Origin of the sequence: Novosphingobium sp. HII-3, assembly GCF_002916655.1 — a bacterium.
Lineage (GTDB): Bacteria > Pseudomonadota > Alphaproteobacteria > Sphingomonadales > Sphingomonadaceae > Novosphingobium > Novosphingobium panipatense.
The window spans coordinates 77,949-98,646 of the sequence record NZ_PPSM01000066.1 but is presented as its reverse complement, the minus strand read 5'-3'; the positions used below and the strand labels follow the sequence as shown (position 1 = coordinate 98,646).

Sequence of the window (20,698 nt, the reverse complement as noted above, 5' to 3'; positions counted from 1 at the left end):
CCTGAAGCCCTTAACGGACCCGCCCGATCCCGTCCATCCACGCGCCGAGCGGCCCGGTGGAGGATCGGAAGCGAGCGATGGACGTCACAGCCGGAATGGAAGCCGTATCCTCCGCCGAGAGAATGAGCATCATCGTAGGCCGGCGGCGGAACATGAGCCGGTCCGCCATGACCGCAAGCTTGAGCCGCGCATTGCTTCCGCTCAACCCTTCACCCAGCCGGTACCAGGTCATCGCCACGCGAACGACCTCACCATTCCCGAGAAGTCGCTCGCCCTTGCCGCCGTCGGGCGCCGCCACAGGTGACTGCCACGACCATGGGCTGGCGGGAACAAGGGCTCCCTGCCCGAAGCCGCCGGCTTCCTTCCCTTCGTCCTGACTGGCGTAGAGGGCAACGAATACATCAACCACCTGCCCTTCCGCATTGCGGTACCTTCCGAGCAGGCGATGATCGGCGCCTTGCGCCCGGGGCTCCCACCAGATCGAGGGGTTGTAATCCACACGGCGCCAGCCATTCACTTCCGGCAAGGCGATCCGCAAAGGCAAAGGCGCGGAAAGGCCGCCGGCGGCAGCCGCCCAGAGGTGGATACCGGCCACTATGGCGGCGAAGCCCATCATGGCTATTCTTGCGCTGCCGCCCGCCTCTTCCAGCCTTGCGAGGCGCCGGGACGCCTGGATTGCGGAGGCATCGATGACCGGCTCGTTCACGGGCCGGTCGAAGAAGCGCCAGGCACAGGCAATCACGATGGCCAGCACCAGAGCAAAGAATATCCAGCCGTAGACGATGTGATCGAAGCCCGCTGCCGCTTCCACCCCGAAGAACTGAGCGGCATAGATCGTGCCCCAGGCCCGCACGCCATTGGCGAGAATGGGCACGACGATGCAGGCCAGCAGCAGGATGGCCCGCCGCACAAGACCCAGGAAGCAGACGTTGGCGGTCAAAGCTCCGAACGCGGTCATCGCAATCAGGAACTTGACGCCTGAACAGGCTTCAGCGACCTCGAAAAGGCCGGCGGGGGTGTCGATGAACACTCCGTCGATCCTGGCCGGTATGCCGCTGAGGTGCGTCAGCCCGATGGTGATGTCGGCCGTTATCATCTGGAGCGCCGGCACCAGTTCCTCTCCGGCCGGGATCAGGAAGGCCAAATAGAACAGCGGAAAGGCGACACCTGCGGTGGCCCGAACGCCGAGCATCAACGGCACGCAGGCGCCGGCCATGCCGACCACGCCTGCCTGTCTGGCAAGATCGAGACCCGAGACAGCACCCAGCAGCCACAGGAACGCCGCACCGAAGAGGAGGACCAATCCGGGCGCCCAGGCTCTTGGCGTCAGAAGCTGAAGGCTGGGCCAACGCTGCCACACGAGCCAGCCTACGATCGGCGGGACCAGCAGGATGTGGTTGTAGGTCGAGATATCCCACCACTGCCGGGCCATGGCGAGCCAGTCCCCGGCAAAGGAAGCGAGCAGGAGCAGCCAGGCAGCACCCAGCCGCGCCGCCGCCGTTCGCCACGGCTGCGAAAGGGTGTGTCGGAGAGAGGGAGGCGACGCGGGTCTCCCTGCCGCCTCAGGCCGCATCGAGAGGTCTCCGGGCATTCGTCCCGACGTGCGAAGGAAGTCCGGCGAGGGCGGCCTCCCAGCTGGCGTTACGTACGATCCAGTCCCGCGCGCAGTTGCCTACCCGCCGCGCCTCGTCGGGCGATTGCGCCAGGTCGATCACTGCTTTGACTATCGACACATCGTCATCGCGGATGATGAAGTCCCTTCCGTCGACGGCATCGATACCTGTCGCCGCACCTTTCGTAAGAACCACGGGGAGAGCCATCGACATGGCCTCCAAAACCTTGTTCTGGACGCCTCGCGCGATATCGAGCGGAACGAGCGCGATATCGCTCCCAGCAAGCCAGGGACGGATGTCGTCGACACGGCCCCAGACTGTCACACCTTCGCGTCCCGAACGAGCGGTCAGCGCTTGGGGCGGGTTGCGGCCGACGACGTGCAGGGTGGCGGAGGGCAACGCCTGGCGCACCATCGGCAGGATGCGATCGATCGCGCGCATTGCCGCCTGGATGTTGGGCGCGTAGTCCATCTGACCCGTGAAGACGATGCGCGGACTTCCCTGCTCGAGCAGCCGCGGCTCCGGGTCCACACCGCCCGGATCGAACTCGACAGCATCGATGCCATTGCCCATGGTGGCGATGGCGCCACTCACAGGCGCAACACGGGACCGCAGCAGGTCGGCTTCCGCATCGCTGATGAGCAGGGTCAACGCCGAGGCGGAGCATATGCGTGCCTCTTCCCGCCGCAGCAGGCGCCCTTCCCGCCGCTCCAGCCAACCGCGCGCACTCCGCGGGCCGCGAGCAGCATAAGCCTCGAACTTCGCGGAATCCACGTCGACCAGATCGGCGACAACCCGGCCGCCGAAGTCGGTGGGTACGTACTGCGCCATCTGTCCGGAAAACACATAGATCGCCGTGACGTCATGCCGCGCCAGAACCTGCCGGACGTAAGAGTGAAGCCGCCGGTCGTCGAACGCTGCCAGGCTCAGCGCCCGTCCGGACCCGATTGCCTGCAGGCCTGCGATGGCAAGAGGCTTTCGGCGTCGCACGAGACGATAGGTGGCACTCACCTGCGCCAGCTGCCGCTCCCACTGCTGGTCACGGGCATCGTCATAGAAGGTGCCGACGTGAACCGGGCCCAGCTGTGCCAGCGCCTTCAGCACATGATGGGAGCGTATCTTGTCCCCGCGATCCGGCGGAAACGGGATGCGGTGCGACAGAAACAGAATATCGCCCATCAGCCGAGGCCACGTGCGATGAGCGGACCCAGCCGATTGGCGATCGGCAAAGGCAGCCGCTGCCAGAGCTTGATCTGCAACGCGAGCTTGCTGCTGGTGGGGTCTGCGTCACGAGGTGGGTGACCGGGCGCCGTCCAGCCTGCATAGGACAGCGGCTCGGGCTCGAACCCCCAGTTCCGCTTGAAGTGATAGGCACCGCTGCCGGTCTTGGAGCGGCCGAAGTCGAAGACCGAACAGCCGCGGCGCCGGGCATGGCACATCAGTTCGAAGTACATGCGATCGTTGGCTCTCAGGCGGCGAGCACCCCATGTTCCCCCGCCCCAATACGGCATCACCGCGCCGTTATGGTAGAGGCTGATGACGCTGGCGACAGGCAGACCAGCGTGACGCACCGTGAGGATATCCGCTCCCTCACCGAAGGCATCGACCACCGCGTCCAACAAGGCGCGGGAGAACACCGGAGTGCCGAGATTGCGGTAGCTTTCACGGAACACCGCATAATGGGCGGCCCGGTCGCGCTCCGATCTGCCGACCTCGATGGTCAGGTCCATGCCGAGCGAGCGGCGCACCTCGGCCCGTTGCTTGCGCGGGATCGCGGCGAGCTGCGCTTCATCGTCTCCGGCCAGACGGCGCGCGAAGTTGCAGTGCGACTGGGTCTTCAGAACCCAGCCGGAACCGGTGGGAGGCAGGTCTCCCCCGCGCAACTCTATGGCAGGGCAGGACAAGCGGAGCGCCAGTTCCTCTACCGCCCTGAACACCGGTTCTCGGTCCGCCTCATCCGTAGTCAGCAACCCTCCCCCGACGGCAAATCCCGTAGAGGCCAGGATCCGTCCGAAAACGGGCGAATGGATGAGGTTGAGCGGTAGAAACGCCGCGATTTCGCCGCCGCGTTCCTGGACAAGCGCAATGGCCCGGTTGCCGGTCGATCGGGCAACAGCGAGGAACCAGGCGGGCCTGTGAAAGGGTGTGCCCAGCGGGTGCAGGGCGACGAAGTCTTCCAGCCGCGCGACCTCCTCAGGCGCATCCAGATCGACAAGCCGCACGCCGTCGCGCAGATGGCCCACATTGAGGTTCATGCCTCCACGGCCCGCTTCAACGGAGCGGCGCGCGCTGCTTCCCGAGCGGCCAGTTCGTCCATCCGGCCCCACGCGAACTCATCGACAAGGCGCCTGAGCTTCGCGGCCATGACGGAAAGATTGGTGTAGTGCCTGAACCGGGATCGCAGGGACGCCCCTTCGACCCGGGGCTGGTCCGGGTCCACCTCCCACGGATGGAAGTAGAACACCGCCGGGCGCCGATCGCTGCGGTTCACCTGGCTCACAGCCCAGCGGGTGAAGCCATAGGGCAGGACGCGGAAGAAACCGCCGCCGCCGGCCGCCAGCCGCCGCCCGAAGGCATGGGCGGTCGTCACCGGGATTTCGATCAGGGCGCTGTCTTCGAGCGGCCTGAATGCGAAACGCGGGGCTGCCCGCCAGCCGTAGTGGTCGTGCGCGATCGGCGCGACGCTGGAACTGTAGACATAGCCCTGCTCTGCCAGCACCTCGAACGCCCACGGTGTGCGGGCGTCTATGGAGAAGCTGGGCGCGCGGTAGCCGGTGACGAGCCGGCCCGAGGCATCTTCCAGCACCTTGCGGGTACGATCGATGTCGGATGCGAAAGCCTGCCGCCCCAGCCGGAACACGCGTTCGTGGTCCCAGCCATGGCTGGCGATCTCATGCCCCTCATCCGAAATCCTGCGAAGCATCGCGGGATAGCGCTCCGCTATCCAGCCGAGCGTGAAGAATGTCGCCTTGACCTCGGCCTCCGAGAAAAGGCGCAGGATCTCGTCGCAATTGCGTTCGACGCGGCAGGGCAGCGAGGACCAGCTGTCCCGGTCGATCACCTTTTCAAAGGCGCCGACCTGGAACCAGTCCTCCACATCGACAGAGAGGCCGTTGATCGGCGCGGACATGGAACGTAGACTTTCGCGTGAAGGGGACAGGGTCAGGCTACCTTGCGCTCTCTGTCGCCGCTCTCGATCCATTCGATCAGCATGGTGAGGGTATGACGAAGCGTGCGATCCGTTTCCGCCAGCCGCGCAGTAAGGCTTTCCGTCCGGGCATCGGCTTCGGCCAACCGGCTTTCCAAAGCCGCAACACGTTCCACAAGATCCTGCGAAGCCGCGCCGCCCTGCTCCTGCGTCGTTGCGGAAAGCTCGGTCAGCGCGTCGCGCAGGTCCGCAATCTGTGAATCGCGGTCGGCGAGCTCCGCCGCGAGGATCCTGCGTACGTGCGTAGCATCAAGCCCGGGTTCCGAGAAAGCAGGCCCCTGCGCCACACCGACAGGGATGTGCGGCCCGCCTAGCGCGTGCTGCTCGTTGTCCTGTGAAGCCGCAGTCACCACGGACAGGGCGCCGTCTTCAGCCATCTCGTCAAGGACCTGCTTGAGCATGGCGACATCGATGCGTTCCTGCTGATCGACCGCTCCCAGAAGAAGCAAGCGGTTCACCAGCTGGTTGATCCGACGGGGAATGCCTCCGGTCGCCTCGTGGATGGCGGGGAACAGATCGGGTTCGAAGCCCGGATTTCCATGCCAGCCGACCCGGGAGAGCCGATGCTCGATGTAGGGCTGCACCTCCCGAACTTCCATCGGGCCCAGATGATGCGTCGCGATCACGCGCTGGCGCAACTGCTCGAGCTGATTGCTCTCCAGCAGCGTCTGGCGAAATTCCGGCTGACCCAGCAGGAGAGTCTGCAGCAAGGGATGCGAGCCGAGCTGGAAGTTGGAGAGCATGCGCAGCTCCTCCAGCGCGCCGATCGACAGGTTCTGCGCTTCGTCGACGATGAGCAGGCACCGGCGGCCCGCTCGTGCCTCGTCATGGAAGAAGGCTTCCAGTGTTCCGAGGGCGGACGCCTTGTCATGCCCCGCGACGGGCAGACCGAACGACTGCGCCACGACGTGGACGATCTCTTCGCCGTCCAGGGCGCTCGTCACGACGTTGGCAGCCGTCATGCGGCTGGGGTCGATCGTCGCCATCAGGTGCGCGACAAGAGTGGACTTGCCGGCCCCGACCTCGCCGGTGATGACCACGAAGCCCTCTCCCTGCGCCAGGCCGTAGCCAAGATACGACAGCGCCTTTCGATGCGTGCTGCTTTCGAAGTAGAAGGCCGGGTCGGGGGTGAGCTGGAAAGGCCTTCCGTCGAGCCCGTAGAAATCATCGAACATCAGGTTGTCCTCTCAGAACGTGTAGCGCAGACCTGCGAGCGCCGAAGCGGTCCACAGATCGTCGATGGAGGGCGCGCCATAGCTTACCCCGTCGAGGCCGAGGGCGACCGTGCCACGCAGGCGCGGCGCCAACAACTTGTAGTAACCGGCCGAGGCCCCATACCCGGCCAGATCGCCCGTGAAGGGATCGTTGCTGCTGATCCAGTTGGCGTAGAGGTTCGCTGACCAGCCTGCATCCGGTCCGAGGCTACCGCCCATGTAGGCCGCAAGCCACCAGTTCTCGTCGATCACCCCGTTCGCCGCGGCAAGGATGGTGCCCTCTGCGGCGATGTATCTGCGCCGGTCGTATCCCGCTCCAAGACCCGCCGAAAGCCGACCGAACTCAAGCGAGTAGCTGGCGGAGACGCCCCGTGCGCGGAAAGTGGACGAACGGACGGTGCCAAGGACACCGGTAAGGCAGTTCCCGCCTTCAAGAGAGGCAACGCAGCCGCGCAATTCCCCGGTAATCGGATCGCGGACGACCTCGAAGTCGTCCGGCAGCTGCTCCAAAGCCCGCCCCAGCTGGCCGCCGAAGCCGGATATGTTGTCGTAGACCGTCACGTTGAACTGGTGCCGATCGCTTGGCGCGTAGGCCAGCGTACCGCCGAAGCTGGTGGAGCCATAACGCCGCCCGAAATGTGCCGAAAGCGAGGTCCGGCGACTTGGTCGCCACATGACGGCCACGTCCCAGGTCAGCCCGCTGACGTCGTAGGCGAGTTCGCGCGGCGCGGACTTGTCCGTGACGTAGCGGCCGTCGGAGCCGATGACAGGGAGGCCGTTCTCATCCAGCAGGACGTCGCGACTGGAAATCTCCACATCCTCATAGCCGACGCTGCCCACAAGGCGGACCGTTCGGCTGACAGGCACCGTCACCATGGCACGCACCTGCATGTCCTGCGTGCGCTGATCCAGATTCGAGATGTCTTCGCGGTTGAAGCTTCCCGCCACGCCCAGACCCACGGGCAGGACCGTGCCGGGAGCGAAGCCTGCCTGAGCGTCCGCCGATTGCGTCACGCTCTTGTCGAACACGTCTGCCGCAGCGGCTGTCTGTGCATCGCGCGCGCCATCCGACTGTTCGACCCTGGTGAAGCCGGCGCGATAGTTTGCAGACACGTCGAGATCTCCCGCGCGCGTCGCGAGCGATGGGCCGGCGTAGACAGAATAGATGGTCGACGTGCCATCACCCGAAAGCGGACCTGCGACCAGGGCCGATCCGCCATTCTCGACGTCGACCTGCGACGCCAGCGCTCCAGCCTCCAACGTGAGACCGCGCGTGACGGTGGCATAGCCGCGGGCGACGCCGCTCACCGCATCGCCGTCGCCCGCTTTCCGCCCCCAGCCGAACTGGCGCTGGTAGCGGATCGATGCGGACGCACCATTGTTGCGCCCCTGAACCGACGCATCCACGCCCGCGGCGATCTGCGTGTAAGTCAGCAGATCATCGCCCGGAGACAGCTCCGCCGTCACGATCTGGTCGATCTCGATATAGGGCGCCACTTCGAGCCGCTTCGTACCCTTCCCACGGCGATTCCCCCGCTCGCTGCGACGAGAGGTCCCGTCCGACGAGGCGGAGGCGGAACTCGCGCTCGCGCCCATGCCGCTTTGGCCGCCGGCCTGCGCATGGCCGGCCGCAGGGACGAGCAGGAGCGCAAGTGTCGTCAGCACGGCAAAGCTGGTGGAAGCCTCCCTGACGCGCCTCATCCCTTATATCCGTAGTAGGAACCGAAACGCCGGCCGCTGGGGCTGAACTGCGCCGCGTTGAGCAGCAGCTGGACGTTGGGGCATGCATTCAGCAGCGTGATCGCATCATCGAGGGCGCCGCGTCCCGTCCTGTCCGCCCGTACGATCACGAGCACCTGCCCGACGTATTTCGCCAGCTCCGCGGCCGGCGATGCCGCGAGTGCAGGCGGCGAATCGAAAATCACGATACGGTGCGGCGCACCCTGCGTCAGCCTGTCCAGCACGCGCGACGTGCGCGAACTCGACAGATACTCGCTGTCCGTGCTGGTGGCTTCACCAGCAGGCAACACGTGCAGTCCCGGAATGTCTGTGCGAAGGACGCAGTCGGCGACGTCGATCGTGCTGTCGATCAGCGCGTCCATGAGCCCCGGTCCGCCCGGCAGCCCGAGAGCGGACAGGATCGACGGCTTGGCGAAATCCGCATCGACGAGAAGGACTTCGCTTTCCTTTTCCGCCGCGATCGAGAGCGCCAGGTTGAGCGCGCAATAGGTCTTGCCTTCACCGGGATGAGGCGAGGAAATGAGCACGCGCTGCGCCATAGGCCCGGCGTTCTGACGCCGTAGGTCGGCCGCCTGCACGAGGAGTTGGCGCTTGACGATCCGGAACTCCTCCAGAAGCGTGGTGACGGCGCCTTCCGGCACGATCAGGCCTTGCTCGCGCAGGTGCTCCCTGTCGACGGCGTGGACCTCACCGGTGAAGGTGGCCACTGCCCCCTCCTCCTCCTGGCGCGGCACTGACGGCGGGGTTGTTCCGGCCGCACTTCGCGCCTGTGCCGCGTCGGACACCGGCTGCCTCGCCCCCGCTGCCACGCGCTGGCCTTCCCGCCGGGAGGCTGCCGAAGCTGATGTTTCGGCTGCGGGGATTGGCCGCCCCATGAGGCTGTTGAAGTCAAAGCGGCCGTCCGCCCGCTCCAGGAGCGACTTCCCGTCCTCTGCATCCTCGTGCTCAGCCTGCGGTCTGCGGTGATGATCGGTCATGCCTGCCTCCTCACGCCACCATGCCGCGCTGGATGAACTCGGCGGCCAACAGCACCACGAAGAAGCCGCCAAGCGCAGCCGTGCCTGCGAAGAAGTACTTCAGACGCTTGGCCTGCAAGGCGCGGGCCGCGTCCGTCAGGTTATGCGAAATGGCTCCCAGGACCGGCAACCCGGTGGCTTTCTCCAGGCCTGAGGTTGTCGCGAAGACAGAACGGACGCGGCTGAGGACGAAGGCTCCCGCGCAGCCACCCGCAACACCGGCCATCAGCACGCCCAGCAGCAGCAAAGGACGGTTGGGGGCGACGGGTGTGCGCGGAGTCGTCGGAGGGTCTACCACCTGGAACTTCACCGCTTCACGCTCCGTCTTCACTTCGCCGCGCAGGCGCAATTCCTCGCGATCCTGCAGAAGCTTGTCGTATTGCTGGCGAAGAACATCGTAGTCGCGGTTGATGCGCTGCGCCTCCGTCGCCAGTTCGGGGTCGGAGATCGCGGACGCGGTGAGCGATGCGATATCGGACTGCGCGGCTGCCTTGCGGGATTGCAGGGCCTGCACGGAAGCCTGGCGTTCAGCCCGGATCGACTGGAGCGAGGTGTAAGCCGGGTTGGGTGTTCCCCCGCCGCTCGCCGCCTCCTGAGCAGCCGCAGCGCGCAAGGCTGCCGCCTGATTACGCGCCGCGATCACATCGGGATGGTTTTCGGTAAGGCCCCTGGCCCGCATGGCCGAAAGATCGGCCTGCGCGCGTGCGAACGCGGACTGAGCGCCGCCGTCCGCAGCGCCCCCCGAGATCGTGCGCGGCGTACCGGCAAGCTGCCCTTCGATGGCAGCAAGGGCGCTGCGCGCCGCCGAGAGATCCGCATCGATGTCCCGCAGGCTCGCACGTGACGTCTCCAGACGTTGCGCCAGGGCGGCACCGCCCAGAGCCATCTCGGGATGTTGGGCCTCGAACGCCACCCGCTTGGTTTCCGCGGCCTCAAGCTCCCGCTCGCGCTGGCGCAGCTGCTGGTTCACGAACTCCAGCGTCTCCACCATGTCGCCACGGTTTCCGGAAAGGTTTTCTTCCCGGAACAGGTCAATCAGCTTCTGGGCCACGTTCTGCGCCAGCTTGGCATTCTCGGCATCGGAGAAGGAAGAATCGTTAGCAGTTGCGGTGATCTCGAAGAGATTGTCCTCCTGTGTCACCACCTTGACGTTCTTGGCCAGTCTCAGCACCGCCGCTTCCATCGCCTTGGGGTTGTCGATCGTGTCGCCCAGACGGGTGGAGCGCACAACCTTCTCCAGATTGACGGCGCTGGTAAGGGTCTGACGGATACGTTCGATGTCGCGCTTCTTATCCGCCACCCCGATGCCGACCTGTTCCGCCAGGGCGTCATCCAGCTGGATGAAGATGCGCGCCCGCGATTCGTAACTGTTCGGAATGAGCGCGACGGCCAACCAGCCGACCAGACAGACTGCCCAGGCAATGCCGAGCGCTATCCAGCGACGATGCCATATGCTGTGCAACCCGGCCAGCAGCTCTTCGTAGAGCGACTCCATGTCAGAAGAAGCTTTCGGGAATGATTATCACGTCGCCGGGGCTGAGCATCACGTTGGCCTTGCTGTCGCCCTTGCGCAGGAGGTCGCCCAGCCGCAGCTTGTATTCCTGCTGCTTCCCAGTCGCCTTGTCGAAGCGGATCAGACGGGCGCTGTTGCCCGCAGCATACTCCGACAGCCCGCCCACCGCGATTATGGCGTCCAGCACGGTCATGTTGGCGCGGTAAGGCAGCGAGGCCGGCTTCTCCGTCGCGCCCACAATGCGGATCTGCTGGCTGAAGGTGCCGGAAAACCCGTCCACGATGACAGACACCAGCGGATCCTCAATGTACTTCGAAAGCTGCAGGCGGATGTCCTGTGCGAGCGCCGACGGAGTTTTGCCCACAGCCGGCATGTCGCTGATCAGCGGAGTGGTGATTCGACCGTCAGGCCGCACCTGCACCTTGGCGCCGAGTTCCGGGTTGCGCCAGACGAACACCGTCAGCTGGTCGAGAGGCCCGATGATGTACTCCTCGCCCGGGCCCTCTTCCATCGCCACGAACGATGCAGCCGGCAACTCCGCAGCGGGGCGAGCAGCGCCGCTGCACCCGGCCAGAGCAGTGCTCGCGAGCGCTGCCAGGGCGACGGATCGAGCGGGGAGTTGCGGCATGGAAAATATCCTCGTCTTGCGCCGGGTTTTCTCCCTCCGCCCGCAGGCGCACGGAACGACCGGCAAAATCAGCCCCGCTATCACCCGAAACGGTGAATTTTGCGTTAGCTGAACGAGACTAATCTCCTGCCGGTGCCATTTCGGGACGGACCTGAAAGCCGGCCGGCTCGGTCAGACCAGCACTTCCCTGGCCGGCCCCTGGCCCAGGAAGGTGGCAGGGCTTGCGCTCGCACCATAAGCGCCCGCGCAGAAGATGGCGACGAGATCACCAACATCGGCCCGCGGAAAGCCCCCCCTGTCCGCCAGCTTGTCAAGCGGTGTGCAGAGGCAGCCGACGATGGTCGCCTCTTCCTCGACTGGCGCGCCGAAGCGCGTGGCTATGGCCGAAGGATAGTTCCGCCGGACCACGGTGCCGAAGTTGCCCGAAGCGGCAAGCTGATGGTGAAGACCACCATCCGTAACCAGGAAAACCTCTCCGTGGCTCACCTTGCGGTCGATCACCTCGGCAAGATAGACCCCGGCTTCACCCACCAGATAGCGTCCCAGTTCCACGCAGAACTCGGTCTCGGCGAGCACGTCCGGCAGGTCGCGCAGACTAGCCGTCAGCTGCTCCCCCACGAACGCGAGGTCAAGCGGTGTGTCGCCGGGGAAGTAGGGAATGCCGAAGCCACCACCCAGGTTGCAGTGCGGCAGGTCCACGCCGCTTTCCTCGGCAAGTCGCCCGGCAAGAGCAATTGTCTGCCTTTGCGTATCGGCAACCGCTTCGGCGTCCAGCGCCTGACTGCCCGCGAAGATGTGGAAGCCGCGCCACGTCGCTCCACTGGCCACCACTTCGCGGACCAGGGCCGGAACGCGCTCCGCATCGATGCCGAATGGCTTAGCCCCGCCGCCCATCTTCATGCCCGACCCCTTGAGGTCGAAGTCTGGATTGACCCTGATGGCCATGCGCGGCGTGATCCCGAACTTTTCCGCTATGGCGAATGCCCGGCGCGCTTCGCCCTCGGATTCCAGGTTGAGCGTCACGCCGCCCCTGATCGCCGCTTCCAGTTCAGCGTTCCGCTTGCCGGGACCGGCGAAGCTGACGCGCTCAAGCGGGACACCGGCGGCACGCACGAGCTCGAGTTCGCCGCCCGAAGCGATGTCGAAACCATCGACCAGGCTCGACATCAACTCAACAACAGGAAGGAAAGGATTGGCCTTCAAAGCATAATGTATTGCCACGCGCTCAGGGAGAGCGGCGCGCAGGGCAGTCACCCGCTGGCGAATGCGATCACCGCTGTAGACGAACAGCGGGGTCGCTCCCGCCTCCGCGATCAGTTCCGTGACGGACCGACCGTCAATCGCCAGAATACCGCCCGCCGCGTCGAAGCCTGCCGGTATGGGACCCAGCGCCTTCATGCCTTCAGCCCCCCATCCAGTTCTGCAGCAAGAACGACCCGGTCCAGCTTTCCGTTCGGGCCTGTCGGCAGTCGCTCTCGCCAGTGAATAATCTTGGGCTGCATAAAGTTCGGTAAGTCCTGCATCAGTTTACGTGGAAGTTCTGAAGCAGCATCTGAAGCATCCGCAGCCGCGCGAACCACAAGGTGAACAGCCTGTCCCAGGCGGTCGTCCGGAACGCCAAGAGCCACGGCCTCCGCGACCAGACCCGTGGCGAGCGCAGCCTCCTCGATCTCCTGCGGCGAAATCCTGTTGCCTGCACTTTTGATCATCGCGTCGCGCCGACCGACGAAGTAGAGCAGGCCATCGTGAGCCCGGCGAACACGGTCACCGGACCAGACGGCTGTCCCGCCATAGCGCGACGCCGGCGGGGCTGGCCTGTAGCGTTCTGCTGTGCGTTCGGGATCCTGCCAGTAGCCTTGCGCGACAAGCGGCCCGCAGTGAACCAGCTCCCCTTCTTCATCATCCTCAGCGATGCGCCCCATGTCATTGATAACAAGCACTTCTGCATGTGGAATAGCCTTGCCCATCGATGTCGGATGCACGTCCACGAGCGCCGGATCAAGGTACGTGGAGCGGAAGGCTTCGGTCAGGCCGTACATGGGAAAGAGCCGGGCTGAAGGAAACGTCGATCGCAGCTTGCGCACGAGGTCCACTGTCAGCGCACCGCCACTGTTCGTCAGGCGCCTCAGCCTGCCGGCGACTTCTGGCGGCCAGTCGAGCTCCGTTACCTGCACCCACAGGGGGGGCACTGCGGCAAGCGTGGTGATGCCATGGCGCTCAACCGCCTTCAGCAGATCGCGCGGCACCAGATAGTCGATCGGAACAACGCACCCGCCTGCGTACCAGGTGGAAAGCAGCTGGTTCTGCCCGTAATCGAACGAAAGAGGCAGTACCGCCAGCGTGCGGTCATCCGAAGCAAGGCCAAGATAATCCGCCACGCTTTCCGCGCCGAGCCAGATGTTGGCATGACTGAGCATGACGCCCTTTGGACGACCCGTCGACCCGCTCGTGTAGAGAATGGCCGCAAGATCGTTCGGATCAGCCGTCGAAGCGCCTAAGTGTCCCTCGAACGCGGCCGCAGCCGTCATGGCGACATCCTCGGCGACAACCCGGCATGCGCGCGGCACATCCCGCACCGCTTCCAGGGTGGCAAGACGCGCCGGCGTGCCGAGCAGCAGGGCCGCCCCGCTGTCGCCAAGTATGTGCGCCACCTGCGCATGCTTGAGCAGGGGATTGATCGGAACGTGCACCAGCCCTGCCCGTGCCGCCGCCAACGGCATGAGACAGGTCATCTCCCCCTTCGCTGCCCAGGTGGCGACACGCGCGCCTTTTTCCGGCACTTCTCGCGCAAGCCAGGCGGCGAGACGTGACACACGTGTTCTTAAGTCCTTCCAGGTAAGGGTCTCCTTGCGAAGCACCAGAGCCTCATCAGCATCGGCGCCGCGCAGAACAAGGTGGTCGAGCGGCAGGATCGTGTATTCGGGACGGCCCGGCATCTGGGGAAAGGCTCCGCGGGGGGAAGGGACGAATTGCAGATCGACTATCACTCTGATCTTAACGAAGTGCAATCCGACGAGGCGCTTGGATCGCTTCTGTCCGCACCCCTTGCACAGGCGCCGTTCGACCGCCTCTCCTGGTGGCAAGGCCTGGCGATCCATTGCGGCATCTCCCCGTTGCTTGCCGTAGCGCGGACGGGGAGCGGCCTTGCGGTTCTGCCTCTGACCGGAGGCCGGGGACATCTGTCCAGTCTCGCCAATTGGTACACGTTCCGCTTCCGTCCCGTCGTGACGGACGGCATGGCGCTGTCGGCGCTTGCCCGGGATCTCCGGAACTGTGCACACCGGATCACCTTGCGCGGAGTGCCGGACGAAGATGGCAGCGCAACCCGGCTGCAGACCGCCTTCCACGACGCCGGATGGCGCGTCCATCGCTCGATCTGCGATACCAACCATATCCTGCCGGTCTGCGGACGTTCTTACGAAGCGTACCTCGCAAGCCGTCCGGGAACCCTGCGCAGCACCATTCGGCGCAAGTCCGGCAAGCTTATCACGCGCGTGTTCGACCATTTCAATCCGCATGCCTGGGATCAGTACGAGACCATCTACGCCCGGAGCTGGAAACCGGAGGAAGGGTCCCTGCCCTTCCTTCGCGCGTTCGCTCAGGCGGAAGGGTTGGCGGGACGCCTGCGGCTTGCCCTCGCTTTCCCCGCGCACGAGCCGGACGCTCCCGCCGTCGCGGCACAGTTCTGGACCGTGGAAGGGGGTACAGCCTTCATCCACAAGCTGGCTCATCGGGAAGATGCCAGGGCCCTCTCGCCCGGTTCCGTCCTTACAGCGCGATTGATGCAGCACGTGATTGACCAGGACCGCGTGACGCTGGTCGACTTCGGCACCGGAGACGACCCTTACAAACGGGACTGGATGGAGCAGCAGCAGGATCGATGGCTACTTGAAATGTTCGTTCCCCACCATCCGAGGAACTGGCGCCCACTCCTTGGCAGGCGCCTGCGGTCACTTGCCGCAAGTGCGAAGCGTCGCTAGAGGGCGGCCGTTGAAAACAGCGCGCCGAGGGGCCATGCCAGACGATACCGACCAGCTGCTCCGCCAGATCCTGACGGACGTGCTTGGCCTGAAGCCCGGTCAGGCGGAGGCCTTCGACGACGATACCGGCCTTTTTGGCCATCTTCCCGAACTTGATTCGATGGCTGTCGCTGGACTGCTGACCGAATTGGAAGATCGCCTGGACATCATTATCGAGGACGACGAACTGGAAGGCGAAATGCTGGAAACATACGGCGCCCTTCTGGCCTTCGTCCGGGCCAAGCGCGGCTGATGGAAGTCCGGGGCATCATCACCCCGGCAAGCTGGTCCTACCCGCTTCCCGCAGGCGGGATCAGAGAGGAATTCGCGATCTGCTGCGATGCGTCGGGTCCGGTACGACTGCTCATCGTGCCGGCGCTGTTCGAAGAGGGAAACAAGCTGCGCCGCCTGACGGTTCGCGTGATGCGCAACCTTGCCGACGCTGGCATCGACACGTTCCTTCCCGATCTTCCCGGCTGCAACGAAAGCCTTCAGGATCTGGCGCAGCAGGAGCCGGCTGACTGGCTCGACGCCGCGATGGCCGCAGCCCGCCACTTCGGAGCAACGCACGCACTCGGCATTCGCGGCGGCTGCATGTTCACGCCCCGCAACCTGCCTGCCCTCCACTACGCGCCTGCCAAGGCGGAGACCATCATGCGCCAGATGTATCGCGCACGGGTTCTCTCCGCTCGCGAGGCAGGGCGTGACGAAACGCGTGAGGCGCTTGCCGAGATCGCGATGACGCAGGGGATCACCCTCTCCGGCTATTCCCTCGGCGCGGACTTCTGCCGCCACTTCGGCACGATGGCACCTACGCCCGGTGGAGCACGGATCCCTCAGGAGGACATCGGCGGCAGCGGATTGTGGTTGCGGGCAGAGCCTGACGACAGCCCTGCGCAGGCTGCCACTCTCGCGAGCCGGATCGTACAGGCGCTCAGCCAGTGACGAGGCGCCACATCACGTTCACCTGTGAAGGCGATCGACTGATCGGCACCCTCGACAGCGCCCCTGGACGAACCGCACTCCTCATCGTCTCCGGCGGCAACGAGGTGCGCGCCGGCGCGTGGAACGGACAGGCCCTGTTCGCCGCCCGTGTCGCCGCACGAGGGTATCCCGTGTTCCGGTACGACCGTCGCGGTGTTGGCGACAGTGAAGGCCATAACAGTGGTTTTCGTGGCAGTGCGCCCGATATCGCGGCCGCATGCGCCGCGCTTCGTGCGGACTGCCCTCAGGTCGACCGCGTCGTCGGCTTCGGCAACTGCGATGCCGCCAGCGCACTGATGCTTGCCCGAGGCGGAGGTCTGGACGACCTGATTCTCTCGAACCCGTGGACGTTTGACGAAGAAAGCGTCTCCTCGCCGCCCGAAGTCGTGCGCGCTCACTATCTGAAACGGCTGAAGGATCTCTCTGCGTTTCGAAGGCTGCTTACCGGCAAGGTGTCGATGCCAGAGCTTGCGCGAAGCCTTCTGCTCTCGATTCGTCGTGTCCCGGTTCCGGCGGGCGGCCTGACGGCCGAGCTACAGCAAGGGCTTGCCGCCTTTCCGGGCCTTGTCCGCATCCTCGTTGCCGAGCGGGATCGGACCGGGCTTGCGTTCCTTGCGCGCTGGAGCCGAACAGACGAACGAATCCGCATCTGTTCCCAGGCATCCCACAGCTACGTGGAGCCCGAAGCTCAGGAATGGCTGCTGAACGAAGTCCTGCAGGTCCTCGATCACCTGCCGCGGTGAGGGATCAGGCCCGTTCCAGGGCCTCGGCGAGTTCCCTCCGAATGACGGCCAGCTGGTCGAAGATCCAGGGCTCGATAGGGCCGGGGCCGGTCATCGTCTCCGCCGTTGGCGCCGAAGCCTCAGTACCGCTCGGTGCGGGCAGAGCCGGCCTGTCCTGAATGGCCTTTGCGGCCCCCTTGAGCGTGTACCCTTCGCGATGAACCAGTCGGTTGATCTCGACGATCAGCGCCACATCTTCAGGACGGTAATAGCGGCGGTTGCCGCTGCGCTTGATAGGTTTCAGCGCCGGAAACTGCTCTTCCCAGTAGCGCAGCACATGCGTTCGGATGTCGAGCGCACTGGCAACTTCGCCAATGGTGCGCAGCGCCTGGGGATCCTTCCCATCCGAAAACGGGCTTTGCTCGCCGGTCTGGACCGACGTTTCTAGAGCCGCTTCTGAGAAAACCATACCTGCCCCTTTAGAATGGACGATACCGTCATTCCGCGGCGATACGGTCCTTCAGCATCTGACTGGCGCGAAACGTCATGACCCGGCGCGGCGTGATCGGTACCTCAACCCCGGTCTTGGGATTACGGCCGATCCGCTCACCTTTGTCCCGCAAAAGGAACGTGCCGAAGCCGGAAATCTTGACGTTCTCGCCATCGCCAAGAGCCGTACACATGTGCTGGAGGATCGATTCCACCATTGCAAGAGACTCGGCACGCGATATGCCCAGTTTGCGATGAATGGCCTCAGCGATTTCGGCCCTGGTCAAAGTATCCGTAGAGCGCATCAAAGCCCGCATCCCCATACTGCGCCGACAGCCCGATAATATTACAAACACGGGGAAAAGCAACGGTACGCCCAATATTGAAGGCAGTTTGACCGTTATTGCAGAAAGTCAGATCCGAATGAGGCTGGCACCCCAGGTGAACCCGCCGCCCATAGCTTCTAGCATGACGAGATCGCCCGGCTTGATCCGACCGTCACGCACCGCCTGATCCAGCGCAAGAGGCACCGAAGCGGCAGAGGTATTGGCGTGCTGGCCGACGGTCATGACGACCTTCTCCCGCGGAAGATCGAGCTTCTTGGCCGTGGCTTCCAGAATGCGCGCGTTAGCCTGATGAGGCACAAGCCAATCGATGTCGGAGGCAGTTATCCCTGCATCTTCAACCACTTCGCGTAGAACATCCGACAGGTTCACTACGGCATGGCGGAAGACTTCCCGCCCCTTCATCCGAAGCTTGCCGACGGTCCCGGTGGTCGAAGGGCCGCCATCGACGTAGAGCAACTGGTTGTGCGCACCGTCGGAATGCAGCCGGGTCGAAAGGATACCGCGCGGGCTGTCGCCGTCCTGCTCCTGCGCTTCAAGCACGACGGCGCCCGCTCCGTCGCCGAAGAGGACGCAGGTCGTGCGGTCTTCCCAGTCGAGGATACGGCTGAAGGTCTCAGAGCCGATGACCAGCGCGCGCTTCGCCATTCCCGCCCGCAGCATCGAATCGGCCACGCCCACCGCATAGAGGAAGCCGGAGCAGACCGCTGCCACATCGAAGGCGATCCCGCCGGGACGGCATCCCAGGCGGCTCTGCACGATCGTCGCGCTTGCGGGGAACGTCTGGTCGGGGGTCGCGGTGGCAAGCACGATCAGGTCAATGGAGGACGCATCGATGCCGGCGGCATCCAGCGCTCTCCGGCCGGCGTCCGTCGCCAGACTGGATGTCGTCTCGTCCGGCTCGGCCACATGACGATTCGAGATTCCGGTCCGCTCGACGATCCACTCGTCGCTGGTATCGACTCGCTCTGCAAGCTGGGCGTTGCTGACGGCCGTGCGCGGAAGCGCAGACCCAGTGCCGAGAAGAACGGACCGAAGCATCAGGCGCGCTCTTCCTGGACGCCGGGAACGCCCTTCGGCATACGCCAGGCCGACCCGCCAAGACGGGCGAGATCCGCAGAGATACGCTCGGTCACGTTTTCCTCCAGAAGCCGCGCGGTAACCGCCACCGCATTGGCCACGCCTGCAGCGTTGGCGCTGCCGTGGCTCTTCACGACGATACCGTTCAGCCCAAGAAAGACGGCACCGTTGTGGTTGTTGGGGTCAAGATGATGCTTGAGCAGCTCAGTCGCGGGTCGCGAGATCAGGAACCCGATCTTCGACCTGAGCGAGCTGGTGAAGCCGCGGCGCAGCAGATCGGCGACAAAGCGTGCCGTGCCTTCCACCGCCTTCAGGGCGACGTTTCCTGAAAAACCATCGGTCACTACAACGTCGACATCGCCGCGGCAGATCTTGTCCGCCTCGGTAAAGCCGTCGAATGACATGGACAGGTGTTCGGCCGCTCCCTTGAGCACAGCGGCTGCATCGCGCAGTTCCTCCGTCCCCTTGGTCTCTTCCGTACCGATGTTAAGAAGGCGAACGCGCGGCTCATCGCGACTGGTGGCGACTCGCGCATAAGCGGCGCCCATGATCGCGAATTGCACGAGATTGCGGCTGTCGCACTCAGTATTCGCGCCAAGATCGAGCATGATGACGTCGTTGTCACCCAGCGTCGGCAGCAGAGCTGCCAGCGCAGGGCGATCGATGCCCGGCATCGTACGAAGGGTCAGCTTGGCAATAGCCATCAGCGCACCGGTGTTGCCGCCACTGACGGCAGCCCCGGCATGCCCAAGCTTCACAGCTTCGATGGCACGCCCCATCGACGTACCCTTGGCACGACGAAGAGCCTGGCTGGGCTTGTCCTCGCCGCTGATGATGCCTTCGGTATGAAGAATCTCGGAGCTTGCCCGCAGGTTGGGATGCTTTTCGAGCGCAGCCTTGATCCGCGCCTCATCACCCACAAGCAGGAACTTGAAACGGTCATGCTGACGGCGCGCAAGCGCGGCGCCTTCGATCATGACGCGCACGCCCTCGTCGCCGCCCATCGCATCTATGGCGATACGCGGCAAACTCATGGGGCTTTCTCCGAAACTCGCCAGAGTATCTTAGGCTTCAACCGCAACGATTTCACGGCCGTTGTAGTGGCCGCAGGACGTGCACAGGTTGTGCGGACGCTTCAGTTCGCCGCAATTTCCACATTCATGGAATGCATCGACCTTCAGCGCGTCATGGCTGCGGCGCATGCCCCGGCGGGAGGGAGTCGTCTTTCTTTTAGGGACAGCCATTTCGGCACCTGTTCCTGCAAATACGTTTCTGTCAAAAAGGCCGCCGGTGACCGTCTCGGGACACGGCGGCTTGCGAAGGCGCGCCTATAACCGATTTGACGCGAGTTGCAACCCGTTACTCGGGATGGATACGCCGTCGCCAACCGCCACCTCAGGCGGGTGCACGCTGCTTTACCGCCTGATCGCTGACATAGGGGTTTGTCCGCCGCTCCTGGCCGAAAGTGCTTACAGGCCCGTGGCCCGGCACGAAGGTGACATCGTCGCCCCACCGCCAGAGCTTCTGCGTGATGGAATGGAGCAGGTCGTCCAGATTGCCGCGCGGGAAGTCCCAGCGGCCGATACCGTTCTGGAACAGAACATCGCCCACCATGGCGAAGCGGCTGGGCTCATGCACGAACACAACGTGCCCCGGTGTATGGCCCGGACAGTGCACCACATCGAGCTCCAGATTTCCCACGGTAACCTTGTCCCCGTCCTGCAGCCAACGGTCAGGTTCAAAGGTGTGCGCCTCCATGTTCCAGCGCGGACCGTCATCGCTCAGCTGCGCGATCCAGAAGCGGTCCTCTTCATGAGGCCCCTCGATCGGAATATCGAGTTCCCGCGCGAGCACACCCGCCTGGCCGCAATGGTCCAGATGGCCATGGGTGATCAGGATCTTTTCCAGCGCTACCCCGGCCTTCGCGACAGCGCCCTTGAGCTTGTCGAGGTCCCCGCCCGGATCAACGAGCGCGCCCTTCATCGTGGCCGTGCACCAGAGGAGCGAGCAGTTCTGCTGCAGGGGAGTCACGGGAATGATGGCCACACGCATGGGCGGCGTGCGCGGCTGGTCTGGGGCTTGCGTCATGCGTGAGGGAATGGCGACTGCGCCGCCGGAATGCAACCGG

Annotated in this window: 21 protein-coding genes; 4 read left to right on the top strand and 17 right to left on the bottom strand. The window is 64.7% G+C overall.

Annotation, left to right across the window (positions count from 1 at the left end; genetic code table 11):
* Positions 1-10: 10 nt before the first annotated feature.
* The 11 genes from xrtA to C2R25_RS17820 all read right to left on the bottom strand — a co-directional run bounded on the left by xrtA (position 11) and on the right by C2R25_RS17820 (position 13,868).
* A complete protein-coding gene (xrtA, locus tag C2R25_RS17870) occupies positions 11-1,591 on the bottom strand; it encodes an exosortase A (protein ID WP_233204120.1) in 1,581 nt (526 codons plus the stop codon).
* Positions 1,563-2,792 carry a TIGR03087 family PEP-CTERM/XrtA system glycosyltransferase gene (locus tag C2R25_RS17865; protein ID WP_103730462.1) on the bottom strand — a complete coding sequence of 410 codons (1,230 nt, stop codon included), beginning with the start codon at positions 2,790-2,792 and terminating at the stop codon, positions 1,563-1,565. The genes xrtA and C2R25_RS17865 overlap by 29 nt, the downstream gene beginning before the upstream one ends.
* Positions 2,792-3,868, bottom strand: coding sequence for a FemAB family XrtA/PEP-CTERM system-associated protein (locus C2R25_RS17860; protein WP_103730461.1), 1,077 nt, complete (start codon positions 3,866-3,868; stop codon positions 2,792-2,794). Before C2R25_RS17860 ends, C2R25_RS17865 begins: the two co-directional genes overlap by 1 nt.
* Positions 3,865-4,743: an XrtA system polysaccharide deacetylase gene (locus C2R25_RS17855; RefSeq protein WP_103730460.1), complete on the bottom strand. Its 879-nt coding sequence runs from the start codon at positions 4,741-4,743 to the stop codon at positions 3,865-3,867. Before C2R25_RS17855 ends, C2R25_RS17860 begins: the two co-directional genes overlap by 4 nt.
* Positions 4,744-4,775: 32 nt before the next feature.
* Positions 4,776-5,996, bottom strand: coding sequence for an XrtA/PEP-CTERM system-associated ATPase (locus tag C2R25_RS17850; protein WP_103730459.1), 1,221 nt, complete (start codon positions 5,994-5,996; stop codon positions 4,776-4,778).
* 12 nt (positions 5,997-6,008) lie between these two features.
* Positions 6,009-7,736 (bottom strand): preprotein translocase subunit YajC, encoded by a 1,728-nt coding sequence (locus C2R25_RS17845; RefSeq protein ID WP_103730458.1) that lies wholly within the window; start codon positions 7,734-7,736, stop codon positions 6,009-6,011.
* On the bottom strand, positions 7,733-8,752 hold the full coding sequence (locus C2R25_RS17840) for an AAA family ATPase (RefSeq protein WP_103730457.1): 1,020 nt from the start codon (positions 8,750-8,752) through the stop codon (positions 7,733-7,735). Before C2R25_RS17840 ends, C2R25_RS17845 begins: the two co-directional genes overlap by 4 nt.
* Positions 8,753-8,762: 10 nt before the next feature.
* On the bottom strand, positions 8,763-10,286 hold the full coding sequence (locus tag C2R25_RS17835) for an XrtA system polysaccharide chain length determinant (protein ID WP_103730456.1): 1,524 nt from the start codon (positions 10,284-10,286) through the stop codon (positions 8,763-8,765).
* A 1-nt stretch (position 10,287) separates the two neighbouring features.
* Positions 10,288-10,932, bottom strand: a complete 645-nt coding sequence (locus C2R25_RS17830) for an XrtA/PEP-CTERM system exopolysaccharide export protein (RefSeq protein ID WP_103730455.1) — start codon at positions 10,930-10,932, stop codon at positions 10,288-10,290.
* Positions 10,933-11,103: 171 nt separating this feature from the next.
* Positions 11,104-12,330: a pyridoxal-dependent decarboxylase, exosortase A system-associated gene (locus C2R25_RS17825; protein ID WP_103730454.1), complete on the bottom strand. Its 1,227-nt coding sequence runs from the start codon at positions 12,328-12,330 to the stop codon at positions 11,104-11,106.
* A complete protein-coding gene (locus C2R25_RS17820) occupies positions 12,327-13,868 on the bottom strand; it encodes an acyl-CoA ligase (AMP-forming), exosortase A system-associated (protein ID WP_103730453.1) in 1,542 nt (513 codons plus the stop codon). Before C2R25_RS17820 ends, C2R25_RS17825 begins: the two co-directional genes overlap by 4 nt.
* A 33-nt stretch (positions 13,869-13,901) precedes the next feature.
* Here C2R25_RS17820 and C2R25_RS17815 point away from each other — a divergent pair, with 33 nt between their 5' ends.
* The 4 genes from C2R25_RS17815 to C2R25_RS17800 are packed head-to-tail and all read left to right on the top strand — an operon-like array spanning position 13,902 to position 16,678.
* Positions 13,902-14,912: a GNAT family N-acetyltransferase gene (locus C2R25_RS17815; protein WP_103730452.1), complete on the top strand. Its 1,011-nt coding sequence runs from the start codon at positions 13,902-13,904 to the stop codon at positions 14,910-14,912.
* Between the two features lie 34 nt (positions 14,913-14,946).
* Entirely contained in the window at positions 14,947-15,204 is a 258-nt protein-coding gene (locus C2R25_RS17810) for an acyl carrier protein (RefSeq protein ID WP_103730451.1), read from the top strand.
* Positions 15,204-15,896, top strand: a complete 693-nt coding sequence (locus C2R25_RS17805; RefSeq protein WP_233204118.1) for a hypothetical protein — start codon at positions 15,204-15,206, stop codon at positions 15,894-15,896. The genes C2R25_RS17810 and C2R25_RS17805 overlap by 1 nt, the downstream gene beginning before the upstream one ends.
* Positions 15,893-16,678: a hydrolase 1, exosortase A system-associated gene (locus tag C2R25_RS17800; protein WP_103730450.1), complete on the top strand. Its 786-nt coding sequence runs from the start codon at positions 15,893-15,895 to the stop codon at positions 16,676-16,678. Before C2R25_RS17805 ends, C2R25_RS17800 begins: the two co-directional genes overlap by 4 nt.
* Positions 16,679-16,682: 4 nt before the next feature.
* Here the strand turns inward: C2R25_RS17800 and C2R25_RS17795 are convergent, their stop codons facing one another.
* From C2R25_RS17795 to C2R25_RS17770, 6 genes are all read right to left on the bottom strand, one after another.
* Positions 16,683-17,126 (bottom strand): MerR family transcriptional regulator, encoded by a 444-nt coding sequence (locus tag C2R25_RS17795; RefSeq protein ID WP_103730449.1) that lies wholly within the window; start codon positions 17,124-17,126, stop codon positions 16,683-16,685.
* A gap of 28 nt (positions 17,127-17,154) precedes the next feature.
* A complete protein-coding gene (locus tag C2R25_RS17790; RefSeq protein WP_103730502.1) occupies positions 17,155-17,451 on the bottom strand; it encodes an integration host factor subunit alpha in 297 nt (98 codons plus the stop codon).
* Between the two features lie 108 nt (positions 17,452-17,559).
* Complete coding sequence (locus C2R25_RS17785) at positions 17,560-18,531, bottom strand: beta-ketoacyl-ACP synthase III (RefSeq protein ID WP_103730448.1); 972 nt, start codon at positions 18,529-18,531, stop codon at positions 17,560-17,562.
* Positions 18,531-19,604, bottom strand: a complete 1,074-nt coding sequence (gene plsX, locus C2R25_RS17780) for a phosphate acyltransferase PlsX (RefSeq protein ID WP_103730447.1) — start codon at positions 19,602-19,604, stop codon at positions 18,531-18,533. Before plsX ends, C2R25_RS17785 begins: the two co-directional genes overlap by 1 nt.
* A 30-nt stretch (positions 19,605-19,634) precedes the next feature.
* Entirely contained in the window at positions 19,635-19,814 is a 180-nt protein-coding gene (gene rpmF / locus C2R25_RS17775) for a 50S ribosomal protein L32 (protein WP_103730446.1), read from the bottom strand.
* 151 nt (positions 19,815-19,965) lie between these two features.
* A complete protein-coding gene (locus tag C2R25_RS17770) occupies positions 19,966-20,622 on the bottom strand; it encodes an MBL fold metallo-hydrolase (RefSeq protein ID WP_103730501.1) in 657 nt (218 codons plus the stop codon).
* Positions 20,623-20,698 lie beyond the last annotated feature (76 nt).

What these genes read in the sequence shown, in the direction of transcription:
- xrtA (WP_233204120.1), bottom strand. Translation starts at nt 1,591, where the DNA reads ATGCCCGGAGACCTCTCGATGCGGCCTGAGGCGGCAGGGAGACCCGCG.
- C2R25_RS17865 (WP_103730462.1), bottom strand. Translation starts at nt 2,792, where the DNA reads ATGGGCGATATTCTGTTTCTGTCGCACCGCATCCCGTTTCCGCCGGAT.
- C2R25_RS17860 (WP_103730461.1), bottom strand. Translation starts at nt 3,868, where the DNA reads ATGAACCTCAATGTGGGCCATCTGCGCGACGGCGTGCGGCTTGTCGAT.
- C2R25_RS17855 (WP_103730460.1), bottom strand. Translation starts at nt 4,743, where the DNA reads ATGTCCGCGCCGATCAACGGCCTCTCTGTCGATGTGGAGGACTGGTTC.
- C2R25_RS17850 (WP_103730459.1), bottom strand. Translation starts at nt 5,996, where the DNA reads ATGTTCGATGATTTCTACGGGCTCGACGGAAGGCCTTTCCAGCTCACC.
- C2R25_RS17845 (WP_103730458.1), bottom strand. Translation starts at nt 7,736, where the DNA reads ATGAGGCGCGTCAGGGAGGCTTCCACCAGCTTTGCCGTGCTGACGACA.
- C2R25_RS17840 (WP_103730457.1), bottom strand. Translation starts at nt 8,752, where the DNA reads ATGACCGATCATCACCGCAGACCGCAGGCTGAGCACGAGGATGCAGAG.
- C2R25_RS17835 (WP_103730456.1), bottom strand. Translation starts at nt 10,286, where the DNA reads ATGGAGTCGCTCTACGAAGAGCTGCTGGCCGGGTTGCACAGCATATGG.
- C2R25_RS17830 (WP_103730455.1), bottom strand. Translation starts at nt 10,932, where the DNA reads ATGCCGCAACTCCCCGCTCGATCCGTCGCCCTGGCAGCGCTCGCGAGC.
- C2R25_RS17825 (WP_103730454.1), bottom strand. Translation starts at nt 12,330, where the DNA reads ATGAAGGCGCTGGGTCCCATACCGGCAGGCTTCGACGCGGCGGGCGGT.
- C2R25_RS17820 (WP_103730453.1), bottom strand. Translation starts at nt 13,868, where the DNA reads ATGCCGGGCCGTCCCGAATACACGATCCTGCCGCTCGACCACCTTGTT.
- C2R25_RS17810 (WP_103730451.1), top strand. Translation starts at nt 14,947, where the DNA reads ATGCCAGACGATACCGACCAGCTGCTCCGCCAGATCCTGACGGACGTG.
- C2R25_RS17805 (WP_233204118.1), top strand. Translation starts at nt 15,204, where the DNA reads ATGGAAGTCCGGGGCATCATCACCCCGGCAAGCTGGTCCTACCCGCTT.
- C2R25_RS17795 (WP_103730449.1), bottom strand. Translation starts at nt 17,126, where the DNA reads ATGGTTTTCTCAGAAGCGGCTCTAGAAACGTCGGTCCAGACCGGCGAG.
- C2R25_RS17790 (WP_103730502.1), bottom strand. Translation starts at nt 17,451, where the DNA reads ATGCGCTCTACGGATACTTTGACCAGGGCCGAAATCGCTGAGGCCATT.
- C2R25_RS17785 (WP_103730448.1), bottom strand. Translation starts at nt 18,531, where the DNA reads ATGCTTCGGTCCGTTCTTCTCGGCACTGGGTCTGCGCTTCCGCGCACG.
- plsX (WP_103730447.1), bottom strand. Translation starts at nt 19,604, where the DNA reads ATGAGTTTGCCGCGTATCGCCATAGATGCGATGGGCGGCGACGAGGGC.
- rpmF (WP_103730446.1), bottom strand. Translation starts at nt 19,814, where the DNA reads ATGGCTGTCCCTAAAAGAAAGACGACTCCCTCCCGCCGGGGCATGCGC.
- C2R25_RS17770 (WP_103730501.1), bottom strand. Translation starts at nt 20,622, where the DNA reads ATGCGTGTGGCCATCATTCCCGTGACTCCCCTGCAGCAGAACTGCTCG.